The organism is Gordonia malaquae NBRC 108250 (genome assembly GCF_000344135.1).
GTDB lineage: Bacteria > Actinomycetota > Actinomycetes > Mycobacteriales > Mycobacteriaceae > Gordonia > Gordonia malaquae.
The window spans coordinates 1-12,731 of sequence record NZ_BAOP01000030.1 but is presented as its reverse complement, the minus strand read 5'-3'; the positions used below and the strand labels follow the sequence as shown (position 1 = coordinate 12,731).

The 12,731-nt window shown below is 65.1% G+C and carries 12 protein-coding genes; 5 read left to right on the top strand and 7 right to left on the bottom strand.

Annotated features, from left to right (window positions below; translation table 11 throughout):
- Positions 1-136 precede the first annotated feature (136 nt).
- From GM1_RS16660 to GM1_RS16630, 7 genes are all read right to left on the bottom strand, one after another.
- Positions 137-1,069: a hypothetical protein gene (locus GM1_RS16660; protein WP_157436129.1), complete on the bottom strand. Its 933-nt coding sequence runs from the start codon at positions 1,067-1,069 to the stop codon at positions 137-139.
- A gap of 43 nt (positions 1,070-1,112) precedes the next feature.
- Positions 1,113-1,694: a signal peptidase I gene (locus tag GM1_RS16655; protein ID WP_008380753.1), complete on the bottom strand. Its 582-nt coding sequence runs from the start codon at positions 1,692-1,694 to the stop codon at positions 1,113-1,115.
- Between the two features lie 6 nt (positions 1,695-1,700).
- On the bottom strand, positions 1,701-2,342 hold the full coding sequence (locus tag GM1_RS16650) for a SipW-dependent-type signal peptide-containing protein (RefSeq protein ID WP_008380752.1): 642 nt from the start codon (positions 2,340-2,342) through the stop codon (positions 1,701-1,703).
- Positions 2,343-2,355: 13 nt separating this feature from the next.
- On the bottom strand, positions 2,356-3,489 hold the full coding sequence (locus tag GM1_RS22005; RefSeq protein ID WP_008380751.1) for a signal peptidase I: 1,134 nt from the start codon (positions 3,487-3,489) through the stop codon (positions 2,356-2,358).
- Complete coding sequence (locus GM1_RS16640; RefSeq protein WP_008380750.1) at positions 3,486-4,022, bottom strand: hypothetical protein; 537 nt, start codon at positions 4,020-4,022, stop codon at positions 3,486-3,488. Before GM1_RS16640 ends, GM1_RS22005 begins: the two co-directional genes overlap by 4 nt.
- Before the next feature lie 21 nt (positions 4,023-4,043).
- Entirely contained in the window at positions 4,044-4,535 is a 492-nt protein-coding gene (locus GM1_RS16635) for an alternate-type signal peptide domain-containing protein (protein WP_008380748.1), read from the bottom strand.
- A gap of 210 nt (positions 4,536-4,745) precedes the next feature.
- Positions 4,746-5,477, bottom strand: a complete 732-nt coding sequence (locus tag GM1_RS16630) for a hypothetical protein (RefSeq protein WP_008380746.1) — start codon at positions 5,475-5,477, stop codon at positions 4,746-4,748.
- 612 nt (positions 5,478-6,089) lie between these two features.
- On the opposite strand from GM1_RS16630, the gene dnaK reads away from it, so the two are divergent.
- From dnaK to lon, 5 genes are all read left to right on the top strand, one after another.
- Positions 6,090-7,928, top strand: a complete 1,839-nt coding sequence (dnaK, locus tag GM1_RS16625) for a molecular chaperone DnaK (protein WP_008380745.1) — start codon at positions 6,090-6,092, stop codon at positions 7,926-7,928.
- Positions 7,925-8,467: a nucleotide exchange factor GrpE gene (gene grpE, locus GM1_RS16620; protein ID WP_008380744.1), complete on the top strand. Its 543-nt coding sequence runs from the start codon at positions 7,925-7,927 to the stop codon at positions 8,465-8,467. Before dnaK ends, grpE begins: the two co-directional genes overlap by 4 nt.
- A 94-nt stretch (positions 8,468-8,561) precedes the next feature.
- Positions 8,562-9,728 (top strand): molecular chaperone DnaJ, encoded by a 1,167-nt coding sequence (gene dnaJ, locus GM1_RS16615; protein ID WP_008380742.1) that lies wholly within the window; start codon positions 8,562-8,564, stop codon positions 9,726-9,728.
- 6 nt (positions 9,729-9,734) lie between these two features.
- Positions 9,735-10,139 carry a heat shock protein transcriptional repressor HspR gene (locus GM1_RS16610; protein WP_008380740.1) on the top strand — a complete coding sequence of 135 codons (405 nt, stop codon included), beginning with the start codon at positions 9,735-9,737 and terminating at the stop codon, positions 10,137-10,139.
- Between the two features lie 152 nt (positions 10,140-10,291).
- Positions 10,292-12,685 (top strand): endopeptidase La, encoded by a 2,394-nt coding sequence (lon, locus tag GM1_RS16605; protein WP_008380739.1) that lies wholly within the window; start codon positions 10,292-10,294, stop codon positions 12,683-12,685.
- Positions 12,686-12,731 lie beyond the last annotated feature (46 nt).

Genomic DNA, 12,731 nt, shown 5'->3' with positions numbered 1-12,731 from the left:
ACTTTGTGTCCGACATCGGCCTATCATCGGAGATGGCGAGGCCTCCTACTACCTCGTATTAGAGATGGGTTCGATTTCGCGATACAGCGGTGCTCGGCCGAAAGGATTCAGCCGAGCACCGCCTATCTGCGTGGGATTAGCTCAGGGTGCAGGTCTTGGGGTTGACCGTCTTCACCGAGCCTCCGTTGGTCACCGACACGATATTGCCGTTGATCGAGGGGGTGTCACCTTCGTGCAGTTCAAAATCGCAGATCTCGATGCCGTTGCGGTAGACCAGCAGCGCTTTCGCCTTCCCAGCGACTCCGACGCCGAAGGTGATCTTGTCTGCTTCAGCGGACGCTGGTGGGGTAGCAGGCGCTGGGGAGCCGGTCGACGGTGCACCCGGCTGATCCGACGGTGCTGGGGCTTCCGACGGCGTCGTGCTCGATGATGGTTGGGGCGGTGTCTCCGAAGTCTGCGACGACGGCGCAGGCTCGGATGTCGTCGTGGAACTCGATGGGCTGGCGAGCTTTGCAGACCTACTGAGTGAATCGACGCCGCGCTGCGCTGGTGCGGACGGCGTGAAGGCAGTCTGGTCCTCCCACGTCTGGTTGGCGGAGACGCCCGCACCGCCCTGACAGGTGCCATTCCGCTGACCATTGCTTCCGAGGGTGATGCGCCGGAAGCCGGACGAATAGATTCGGTTAGCGTCTGTGGTGCCACTCTCAGTGTTCACGGTCTGGACGGTGAGCACATAGTTGTTCCAAGAGAGGTCGTAGTTCACGCTTAGTGTCCATCCCGTGCCAGTCTGGTATGAGGGACCTTTCGATGCGCTGGTCAATGATTCGTTCCACAACGTCACGCGGTACGTCATGCCGGGGCCCGCACTCGGCCAGCTCACATTGGCCTTCTTGAAGCCAGCAAGCCCGGACTCTGAGCACGAGATGGAAGACGGCAGAGGGGTAGGAAAGTAGTTCTGGGTTGCAATCTGGCTCGCATCGGCCACGACAGCGTCGGTATTCGCCGCAAGAGTGTCGGTGGTCTGGACGACGCCGACGGCGACGGCTGCGGCACCGCCGATGGCGAGCATGGCGCGCGTGGACGGGGCCTTGGCGCGGACGGTCTGAAGAAGGTTAGCCACGGTCGGCCTCCTGGAATTGCGGCTCGCTGTGGTCGGCGGGCTCGTCGGTCTTGGGGGAGTTGGTGTCGCTCGAGCGGCGGATTGGACCGAACGCGAGCATCAGCAGGGCACCGGCGACGATGCCGCCGAGGAAGATTGCGGACTTGCTGGAAAGCCAGGCCGCGGCGTAGCCGAGCAGCGGAACGTGGGCGACCACCCGGTCGGCTGCCGTGACGGTGTACGGAAGGCCGTCGGGTGCGCGGTTGGCGTCGCCCTTCAAGGTGAGAGACACCACGCCGTCGCCGGCGGGCTCGATCGCGACTACGCGGTGGGAGATCCGCGTTCCGTGATCGTTGTTCACACTGACGACGTCGCCGACGCGGATATCGGCCGCGTCGACGGTTCGGGCGAGAGCGAGTGATCCGGTCGGGATATCTGGTTCCATGGAGCCGGAACGGAACACCAGCGGGGTGATCCCGAACAGCGTGGAAGCGACAGCGACCACGATGCAGATCAGCCCGAGTACCGCACCGACGTTGAGCGCGACCTCACGTCGGCTGCGGCCTGTCGGCCGTTCGTCCGGAAGTTCACTCATGCCGAATCACGCCTTGGTGGCCGTGAAGTCGAAGCGGACGCTGACCGAGGACATACGTGCTTCCTTCGGTGCATTCGGGTTCACCTTCACCTGGACGCACAGGTTCTGGGTTGCATTGACCGTGAGGTTGGCCGATGTCGGCAGAAGCGGCGCGTTACCTAGTGCAAGTGCCGTGTCCGCCGTGCCCAGGACGGTGCCGCCCGTGCAGGTGGCAGTTGGGCCGGAACCACTGACGGTTCCTCCGTCGCGGACGGTGACGAACAAGTTCTGGGCCAGAATCGAAGCGCTGGCACCGCCGTAGGTGGCGGTGCCGTCGTCGGCAACGGCAGTCGCCACGACGTAGTTGAACGTGTCCGAGCCAGTGTTCTTGACTGCGAGCATGCCCGCGGTGGTGTTGCCGCGGCCGAGGTTGATCTGCTTGAGGGTCGTGAATTGGTGTGTCGGGCGGTCGCCGTTTAGCTCCATCTGGATGTTGACGGAGTTCGTGGTGAACATGCCGGTGGTGGCCGTGGCGGTGTCGGACCAGGCGGCCATCGTGCCGACGGCACCGAGGCCGAAGACCATGCCGAGCGATGCGATGGCGCGGGCGCGCGTCCAGCCGGTCTCGCCGAGGCGGCCGCGCAAGCGGGATTGGGTGGGAGAAGACATCATTTGCCTCAAGTCACTTGATGATGGGGATCGGTCGGGTAGTCGCGGTCGACGGCACGCCCGCGAGGGGTTCAGCCGGGGGAGGGGCCGGCGCGCCACACGCGTGGCATGTCGATGACCGCGGCGACTCGGCCACCGCGGTCGGTTGGGCGGGGAACAGAGTTGCGAGGGACGAAAAGGCGACGGCGGCTTGGTTTGTCGCGTGCGACTCCTCGACTGCGCTCGGAGAGCCGGAAGCGACGGCCGGAGAGCCGGAAACAACGTTCGGGGAGCAGGAAGCGTCGCTCGGAGAGCCGGAAACAACGATCGGGTAGTTGGAACTGACACTCGGAGAGCTGTCATTGACGACGAGATAGTCGGTACCGGATTCGCTCTGAGCGCGGTGTCGGGCTGCGGCCGGGGGACAAGTGATGACCGTCGGGGTGACGGAATCACTTGTCGGAGCGACGGGGACATCGGCGACGGGCCACTCGTTGGAACTCGGGGAGTCGAGCGGTGGAGACGGCTCTGAAGCCGCCTGTGCGTCCGAATCCTCGTCCTTCGGCTTCTTGCGGTCGCGAATGCTGCTGATCCACATCCACAACGCGTAGATGCCGAGGCCGCCGGCGATCAGGAATACCGCGATGCTTCGGGTGTTGCCCGACATCACGTTGTTCAGATAGCCGAGCTTCGGAACCGAATAGATGAGCCGTCCGCGGACCTGCTCCTCGATGATCGGCTCGTCCGTCGCGTTGTTGGCATCGCCCTTGGTGATGAACTTCCGCACTCCGGACGCGTCGTAGACGATGCTGACGATGCGGTGGGTGGTGACGGAAGGGTCACCCGACTTCGGCTGGAACGTGATTACGTCGCCCGCCTTGAGGTCGGCCCCCGGCGTCGGTTTGACGACGATGAGCGTTCCCGGAGGGTATGTCGGTTCCATTGAGCCGGTCAGCACCGTATAAGCAGTCGAACCGGTCAGCCACGGAACCACCACTAGCGCCGCGAGCAGCGCGACGGCGGCGCAGAGCAGAGTCCACGAGGCGATGGTCTTGACCCACCACAGAAGCGGAGTCTTCTCATCGTCGTCGACTGTGCTCTCGACATCGTCAGGATCCGGCAAGACGGCAGTCCCGCCGGTGTGGTGGCTTCCGCGGCTCGAAATCATGAGTTCGAGACCGACTCGGCACCGAAGGTGAACGTGGCGTTGCTCGACTGCGACGTCTGCGCGTTGGACGCGATCGTCACCTTCAAGCAGAGCACCTCGGTGGTTCCAGCCGAAACATTCTGCGGCGCGGTGAACGCAGTGTTCGCAGCACCGTTGTACAGCTCAGTGCCGGGGCTTCCGGTGGCGGTGCATTCTGCCTGAGTGTTGACCGTGGCAACGCGGAGCATGAGCGGTGTGGAGCCGTTCACTGCAACGCTATTGAGCTTGTAGCGCATGGTGACGTTGCCCGAGTTGATCACCGGCAGCGGCTTCTGCACGCTCTGTCCTGCGTCGGCGTCAGCCAGAGTCAATCCGTCGAGATTGAAGCTCTTCACGCCGCTCTGACCAGCCGAGATCTCGAGCGTGCCCGCGGTGATGGTGCCGCCGGGTGCGGTTGCTTCCGAACGCCAGAGGGCGCCGGTCTGCTGGAGGGATACAAATCCCACCAGCAGAACCGCCGCCGCTGCGAGCGCCCATTTGATTTGGGGCTTCACGATTTCCTCTTAGGGGTGGGACTAGTTCTGCTGGAGCAGGACGGTCACGCCAGCGAGCGAAACGCTCTTGTTCTGAGTGCTGTTGTCACTGTCCTCGTTGAAGGTGACCTTGGTCTGGATCTGGCGGGTACCGGATGAAGTAATTGTGTTGTTGCCGGTGTTGACGATCTCGACGTCCAGATCGGCAAGCAGGTTCGCGTCGCCCGTCGAGCCGCTGACCTCGTTGGCGGAGAGCGTTGCAGTCAGGCCGACGCCTTCGGCGGTGATGTTGTAGTCGGCGGTGTAGACCACGACCGCGCCAGGGGCGAGCTTGTCGGTGTTGGGGTCGAACGGGCCGCCACTCTGGACCGACCACGATCCGGTACCGACCTGTGTGATGTTCAGCTGGCCGGCGCTGATGTTTCCGCCGGCGATGTCATCGGACGAGTTCCACGCTGCCATTGTGCCTGCGCCGCCAGCGAGGATGGCTGCGCCTGCGGCTGCGGCGAGTGCGCCCTTGGTTACCTTGTTCATGTTTGTCCCTTGTCGGGTCGGGCACTCCGACTGTCGGAGTGCTGGGAGGGAGTGCTCGGCGCCATGGCGCCGAGCTGACTTGCGCAGAGCGCAGGTCTACGGCCGGGGGTCACCAAGGGTGCGGCCGAAGTCTTGGGGTGCCGTGGCGGGCCTCGGGGAGGTGGCCCGCCACGGCAGATCGGGGAGGGGAGGGAGCCTAGTCTTTGTCGGTCAGCGGGAGGCTGCGACGACGTTCGGCGAGTCGAGCTGGATCAGCTTCGACGCCGCGCTGCCGGAGCCGAGGCTGCCGTTGTCCGAGCAGAGGATCGGACCGAGGATGTCGCCGAGCGAACCGCTGGCGCTTCCGCTCGCGCTGCTGTTGTTGCAGCCACCGGGGTCAACCGGGTCAACCGGGTCGACGGGACTGTCGCCCGCGACCTCTTCGAGTGCAAGGTTCCATGCGGGCTTGATGGTGAAGCCCTGGGCCGTTTCGCTCGCGGGAATCCCGACTAACAGTTCAACGTTGACTGGCGCGTCCTTGGTCAGACGGCCGGTTTCGGCGAGCAGATGGCCCTTGGGGATTCCAGCCAGTGAGGTCTTGGTTCCTTGAACGGAGCCGGCATTTGCACGCACTGTCGCTGAGCCGCCGTCGGGCAGGGACCAGTTTCCTGTGTACACCTGGAACTTAGCGGCCGTAGCGCAGTTGTTCCGGACCTTGAACGAAGCCTGCTTCACCTCACCGCCGGGTATCGGGCGGGCATTGTTCCAGGTGATGACTGCGGTCGTTCCCCAGTTGTTACCGCCATCCTGCGAAACCTGGAGGCACGAAGAAGGGAGGTTGTCTCCAACCGCTGCGTGAGCGGCTCCGGAGTCGAGGCCGGCAATCGCTGCCGCAGCTGCTCCGGCGGCAGCGACGACGGCTGCGCGTCGAACAGTCTGGGTCAGTCGTGCGTTGTTTGGCATGAGATGAATAGTGACCGATTCGATCGATCGATTCCCGTAACCCGTTCTAGGGACAAGCGCGTGACCTGCACAGATTTTGAGTCCTCTCCGTCCGATTTGTGCCACCGATGTCAGTGGAGGATGGCGGCCCTGCCTGCGAAGAGAGACGTTTCGAGCGCGAGGTCCCAAATTTGAGTGACTGGCGTCACGCACAGAACGTAAGCATGTGAGACGTCACATTTCTGTGCTCGAACTGTGCCAACGAATGGGGTGCTGACTCAGATTTGCTGTTGGAGTGCTCGGGAGTGTTGATCGAGCGATCTACGGCCCGGCTTCGGTCGACGAGCGGAGGCCCGTTCGGCGGGTGCTGACTAATAGGGGGTGCGCGACTGGTTGTGTGTGCGGGATTACACAAACTTGATCGAATATCGCTCAAGTTTGGGGAATGGAACCGTGGTTCGGCAGGTTGAACGAAGCAAGAAGCCTGAGTGAGGAAGACTCAAGAAAGTTGACGGCCGAGAGTTCGGCCGGTAGACCTGAGTCCGAGGCGCTAAGGGTTTCGGAAACGAAGGCCACGCCAGGCCAACCAACCAACCGGCTTCGTCAGGTAGCCGCCCACAAGGAGGAACACATATGTCCCGTGCTGTCGGAATCGACCTCGGCACCACCAACTCCGTGGTGTCCGTTCTCGAAGGCGGCGAGCCCACCGTCATCGCTAACGCTGAAGGCTCCCGCACCACCCCGTCCGTCGTCGCATTCGCCCGCAACGGTGAAGTCCTCGTCGGACAGCCCGCCAAGAACCAGGCGGTCACCAACGTCGATCGCACCATCCGTTCGGTCAAGCGCCACATGGGCACCGACTGGACCGTCGAGATCGACGACAAGAAGTACACCCCGCAGGAGATCAGCGCGCGCACGCTGATGAAGCTCAAGCGCGACGCCGAGGCATACCTGGGTGAGGACGTCTCGGACGCCGTCATCACGGTCCCCGCCTACTTCAACGACTCGCAGCGTCAGGCCACCAAGGAGGCAGGCCAGATCGCCGGCCTCAACGTCCTGCGCATCGTCAACGAGCCCACCGCGGCCGCACTCGCGTACGGCCTGGACAAGGGCGAGAGCGAGCAGACCATCCTCGTCTTCGACCTCGGTGGCGGCACGTTCGACGTCTCGCTCCTGGAGATCGGCGACGGTGTCGTCGAGGTCCGCGCCACGTCGGGCGACAACAACCTCGGTGGCGACGACTGGGACGAGCGTCTCGTCGAATGGCTCGTCGACAAGTTCAAGTCCACCTCGGGCATCGACCTGACCAAGGACAAGATGGCGATGCAGCGTCTCCGCGAGGCCGCTGAGAAGGCGAAGATCGAACTGTCGTCGTCGCAGTCGACCTCGATCAACCTGCCGTACATCACGGTGGACGCCGACAAGAACCCGCTGTTCCTCGATGAGCAGCTGAGCCGCAGTGAGTTCCAGAAGATCACCAGCGATCTCCTCGAGCGCACCCGCACGCCGTTCCAGGCCGTCATCAAGGACGCGGGCATCTCAGTCGGCGACATCGACCACGTCGTGCTCGTCGGCGGCTCCACCCGCATGCCCGCCGTCACCGAGCTCGTCAAGGAGCTCACCGGCGGACAGGACCCCAACAAGGGCGTGAACCCGGACGAGGTCGTCGCCGTCGGCGCCGCACTGCAGGCCGGTGTGCTCCGCGGTGAGGTCAAGGACGTGCTCCTGCTCGACGTGACCCCCCTGTCGCTGGGCATCGAGACCAAGGGCGGCGTGATGCACAAGCTGATCGAGCGCAACACCACCATCCCGACCAAACGCTCGGAGACCTACACGACCGCTGAGAACAACCAGCCGTCCGTGCAGATCCAGGTGTTCCAGGGTGAGCGTGAGATCGCGGCGCACAACAAGCTCCTCGGCTCGTTCGAGCTCGGCGGCATCGCACCTGCACCGCAGGGCGTCCCGCAGATCGAGGTGACCTTCGACATCGACGCCAACGGCATCGTGCACGTCACCGCGAAGGACAAGGGCACCGGCAAGGAGAACAGCATCCGTATCCAGGACGGTTCCGGTCTCTCGAAGGAAGAGATCGACCGCATGGTCAAGGACGCTGAGGCTCACGCTGAAGAGGACCGCGCTCGTCGCGAGGAGGCGGAGACCCGCAACCAGGCGGAGTCGCTCGTCAACCAGACCGAGAAGTTCCTCAAGGAGAACGAGGACAAGGTTCCGGCCGACGTCAAGGAGAAGGTCGAGGCTGCCATCGCCGAGGCCAACGAGGCTCTGAAAGGCACCGACACCGCTGCCATCCGCAGTGCCATCGAGAAGCTGTCGGAGGAGTCGCAGGCCGTCGGCCAGGCGATCTACGCCAGTGCTCAGGCCGAGGGTGAAGCAGCAGGCGCGGCAGCCGACGGCGCCGACGACGTCGTCGACGCAGAGGTCGTGGACGACCCGGCAGAGGACGACAAGAAGTGACCTCGCCCGACGACGTGACGCCCGACGACGTGACGCCGGAAGCGGACGAGACGGTGGCCGAGGCTGTCGTTGAGGAAGCGCCCGCGGAGGAGGTCGCAGCCGATCAGGCTGCGGCCGACCCGCAGGTCGCCGAACTCACCGAGGCATTGCAGCGGGAGCGCGCACAGTTCGCGAACTTCAAGCGCCGCAGCGCCGAGGAGGCTCTCCAGGCCGTCGCTCGTGGAAAGCAGATTCTCGTTGAGAAGCTGCTGCCCGTGCTCGACGACCTCGACCGTGCCCGCGAGCACGGCGACCTCGCCGACGGCAGCCCGCTCAAGGCTCTCGCCGACAAACTGGGCGACGTCCTCACCAGCGAGAAGCTCGCCAAGTTCGGCGAACCGGGCGATGTGTTCGACCCGGAGCTGCACGAAGCGATCCAGAACGACGGCTCCGGCGACCAGCCGGTCCTCGGACTGGTCTACCGCGCCGGATACCGGCTCGGTGACAAGGTGATCCGCACTGCGATGGTCACCGTCACCGATCCGCCCGCTGCGGAATGATCCGCGTCTCGACTGCGCTCGACGAGCCTCACGCTCCTCGAGCGCAGTCGAGAGGCATCCCACACATACACAGACTTTCAGGAGGTGACGTCTGATGGCAGCCCAGCGTGAATGGCTGGAACGCGATTTCTACGCAGACCTCGGCGTTTCTTCCGACGCCACTGCGGAGCAGATCAAGAAGGCATACCGGAAGCTCGCTCGTGAGCTGCATCCCGACGCCAACCCCGGCGACACTGCCGCCGAGGAACGCTTCAAGCGAGTGTCGGAAGCTCACAGCGTGCTCGCCGATGACGCGAAGCGCAAAGAGTACGACGAGATGCGCACACTCATGGCGAGCGGTCGATTCCGCGCCGACGGCGGACCGTCGGCAGGCGGTTTCGGCGGTGGCGCCGGCGGCTTCGACATCGGTGACCTGTTCGGTGGCGGAGCCGGTGGAGGGGGCGCCGATGTCGGTGACCTCTTCGGCGGTCTCTTCGGCGGACGGGGTCGTAAGACGACCGCGCCTCGTCAGCGTCGAGGCAATGACCTCGAGACCGAGACGACCCTCGCGTTCCGCGACGCGGTGCAGGGAACGACGGTCCAACTGCGAGTGACGAGCCCGTCGCCGTGCACCAACTGCCACGGCAGCGGTGCCAAGCCCGGCACCAGCCCGCGCACGTGCACGAGCTGCAGCGGTTCCGGATTCGTGAGTCGCAACCAGGGACACTTCGGATTCTCCGAGCCGTGCCCCGACTGCCAGGGCACCGGAACCAAGATCGACGATCCGTGCCCCGACTGCTCGGGCTCGGGCATCACGGTTCGCCCTCGCACGATCAACGTCCGCGTCCCACAGGGCGTCGAAGACGGGCAACGCATCCGGCTCGCCGGCCAAGGTGAGGCCGGACGACGCGGTGCACCGTCGGGTGATCTGTACGTGACGGTGCACGTGACCGCCGACAAGGTGTTCACGCGCAACGGGAACGACCTCAAGGTGGAACTGCCTGTCGCATTCTCCGAGTTGGTGCTCGGTGCGACGGTGTCTGTTCCGACTCTGGACGGGACCGTCGGCGTGAAGATCCCAGCGGGCACCTCGGACGGGCGTACCCTGCGCCTCAAAGGCCGCGGAGTTCCGAAGCGGTCCGGCGGTGCGGGCGACCTGCTCGTCACCGTGAAGGTGGCCGTTCCCTCGAAGCTCGACGACGCAGCGATGGCTGCGATGAAGTCGTATGCCGAGGCGGAACGGTCGAGCGGATTCGATCCACGAGACGGATGGGCCCGGTGATCGGCCATGGCTACACGGAAATCGCACGACGACGCCGGTGACGCCGCCACCTTCTTGATCTCGGTGGCGGCCGAGCTCGCCGGCATGCACGCGCAGACGCTGCGCACGTACGACCGGCTCGGCCTGGTGAGCCCGCAGCGCACCAGTGGCGGCGGGCGACGCTATTCGTCTCGCGACGTCGAGATGCTCCGCGAGGTGCAGCGCCTGTCCCAGGACGAAGGTGTCAACCTCGCGGGCGTCAAGCGGATCATCGAACTGACCGATCAGGTCGACGCGCTCCGCAGCCGCCTCGCGGAGATGCAGACCGAGCTCGACAACGCCCGACGCAACATCCGACCCGGTGCCGAACTCGTCCCCGTCCCGCGCACGAACGCGCTTGTGGTTTGGCAGCCCCGTAAACGTAAGAACTGACTCGCTCCGAGCCCTGTGACCAGCATGTGGTCACAGGGCTCGGAGTTGTTTTGTGCTTCATCCACGGAGTAGTTCGCTGTAGGTGAACAGCGTTAAGGAACAAGATCGCCGGCCCGGATGTTGAGTCGAACAGACTGAACTTTGGAGGTGTCATGTCTGAGAACATTTCCGTTCCCGTCCTGTTCGTTCCCGACTTGGTGGTGCTCCCCGGAATGGTGGTGCCGGTGCCGCTCGACGACGCCGCGCAGGCTGCGGTTGATGCGGCTCGCCCCTCGACGTCGCTCGGGGACCGGGGGAACACGTCGCTCGGGGAATCCGACGGCAAGATCCTGATCGCGCCGCGGCTCGACGACCGTTACCCGACACACGGCGTGATCGCATCGATCGTGCAGGTCGGGCGCATGCAGGGCCAGGAGCAGTACGTCGCGGTGGTCCGCGGCGAACAGCGCGCTCACATCGGTGCCGGAACCACCGGCCCGGGCGCGGCACTGTGGGTGCAGGTCGAGGTCGTCGACGACACCCCGATCACCGACACGACAAGAGAACTCGCCGCCGAGTACCGCAAGGTGGTCCTGGCGATGCTCCAGCGTCGTGAAGCGTGGCAGGTGATCGACGCCGTCAACCGGCTGACCGATCCGGCCGCACTCGCCGACACGTCCGGCTACACATCGTGGCTGACCAACGCGCAGAAGCGGCAGCTGCTCGAGACCGGCGACGTCGACGAACGTCTCCGACTCCTCATCGACTGGACGGGCGAGCACCTCGCCGAGACTGAGGTGAGCGAGAAGATCGCATCCGACGTCCGTGAGGGCATGGAGAAGACGCAGAAGGAGTTCCTGCTCCGTCAGCAGCTCAACGCGATCCGCAAGGAACTCGGGGAAGACGAGCCCGACGGCGCCGACGACTACCGTGGGCGCGTCGAGGCGGCCGATCTGCCGGAGAAGGTCCGTGAGGCCGCTCTCCGTGAGGTCGGCAAGCTGGAACGCGGAACCGACCAGAGTCCCGAGGCCGGCTGGATCCGCACCTGGCTCGACACCGTCCTCGACCTGCCGTGGGACGTGACCACCGACGATTCGACCGATCTGGCAGGTGCGCGAGAGATCCTCGACGCCGACCACCATGGACTGGACGACGTGAAGGACCGGATCGTCGAGTACCTCGCCGTCCGCACTCGGCGTGCCGAACGTGGGATGTCCGTCGTCGGCGGCCGTGGATCGGGTGCGGTCATGGTGCTGGCCGGTCCTCCTGGCGTCGGCAAGACGTCGCTCGGCGAGTCGGTCGCTCGTGCACTCGGGCGGAAGTTCGTGCGCGTGGCCCTCGGCGGTGTGCGCGACGAAGCCGAGATCCGCGGTCACCGTCGTACATACGTCGGCGCGCTGCCCGGCCGGATCGTCCGAGCGATCGGTGAAGCCGGCTCTATGAATCCCGTCGTCCTGCTCGACGAGATCGACAAGGTGGGATCCGACTACCGCGGCGACCCGGCGGCGGCCCTGCTCGAAGTCCTCGATCCGGCGCAGAACCACACGTTCCGCGACCACTACCTGGACCTGGACCTCGACCTGTCGGACGTGGTGTTCCTCGCGACCGCGAACGTCGTCGAGAACATCCCGTCCGCATTGCTCGATCGCATGGAGCTGGTGTCCATCGACGGCTACACCGAGGACGACAAGGTGGCCATCGCCCGGGACTACCTTGTCCCGCGTCAGATGGACCGTGCTGCGCTGACGGCGGCGGAAGCCACGATCACTGACGCCGCACTCCGTGAGATCGCTGCGAAATACACCCGCGAACCGGGTGTGCGACAGTTCGAGCGACTCTTGGCCAAGGCGCTCCGCAAGGTCGCCGTCCGCGAGACGGAGAAGCCGGGAGAGGAGATCGTCGTCGACGTGGACGATCTCGTCGACTACCTCGGTCGTCCGCGCTTCACGCCAGAGACCGCCGAACGGACGGAAGTCCCCGGTGTCGCGACGGGACTGGCGGTCACCGGCATGGGTGGCGACGTGCTGTTCATCGAGGCGTTGTCGGTGTTCGGTCAACGCGGCGACGAGGGCGACGGTGGTGGAGCGCTGACGCTCAAGCTCACCGGGCAACTCGGCGACGTGATGAAGGAGTCGGCGCAGATCGCGCTCAGCTACGTGCAGGCGCACGCGGCCGACTTCGGGATCGACCCGGCGGCGCTCCGCGGCGAGGTGCACATCCACTTCCCGGCAGGGGCCGTCCCGAAGGACGGGCCGTCTGCGGGCGTCACGATGGTGACCGCGCTGGTGTCGATGCTGACCGGGCGGCGCGTTCGCAGCGACGTCGGGATGACCGGCGAAGTGACGCTGAACGGACGCGTGCTCCCGATCGGCGGTGTGAAGCAGAAGCTCATGGCTGCGCAGCGGAACGGGCTGAAGACGGTGTTCGTCCCGCAGCGCAACGAGCCCGACCTCGACGAGGTGCCCGCTGAAGTGCTCGATGCGCTCGATGTGAAGCCGATGTTGGATGTCGCCGAGATCGTCGCGCTTGCCTTGGAGCCTGCCTCGGAGGCCGCAGCTGCCGCGTGACATCGGCGTCCGCCCGCGCCCCACCTGCTCCTTGAGCGAACGCAGT

Coding starts and splice junctions, on each gene's coding strand:
- GM1_RS16610 (WP_008380740.1), top strand. CDS start 9,735: ATGGCTACACGGAAATCGCACGACGACGCCGGTGACGCCGCCACCTTC.
- GM1_RS16630 (WP_008380746.1), bottom strand. CDS start 5,477: ATGCCAAACAACGCACGACTGACCCAGACTGTTCGACGCGCAGCCGTC.
- GM1_RS16655 (WP_008380753.1), bottom strand. CDS start 1,694: ATGAGTGAACTTCCGGACGAACGGCCGACAGGCCGCAGCCGACGTGAG.
- GM1_RS16635 (WP_008380748.1), bottom strand. CDS start 4,535: ATGAACAAGGTAACCAAGGGCGCACTCGCCGCAGCCGCAGGCGCAGCC.
- GM1_RS16660 (WP_157436129.1), bottom strand. CDS start 1,069: ATGCTCGCCATCGGCGGTGCCGCAGCCGTCGCCGTCGGCGTCGTCCAG.
- GM1_RS16650 (WP_008380752.1), bottom strand. CDS start 2,342: ATGTCTTCTCCCACCCAATCCCGCTTGCGCGGCCGCCTCGGCGAGACC.
- lon (WP_008380739.1), top strand. CDS start 10,292: ATGTCTGAGAACATTTCCGTTCCCGTCCTGTTCGTTCCCGACTTGGTG.
- dnaJ (WP_008380742.1), top strand. CDS start 8,562: ATGGCAGCCCAGCGTGAATGGCTGGAACGCGATTTCTACGCAGACCTC.
- GM1_RS22005 (WP_008380751.1), bottom strand. CDS start 3,489: ATGATTTCGAGCCGCGGAAGCCACCACACCGGCGGGACTGCCGTCTTG.
- dnaK (WP_008380745.1), top strand. CDS start 6,090: ATGTCCCGTGCTGTCGGAATCGACCTCGGCACCACCAACTCCGTGGTG.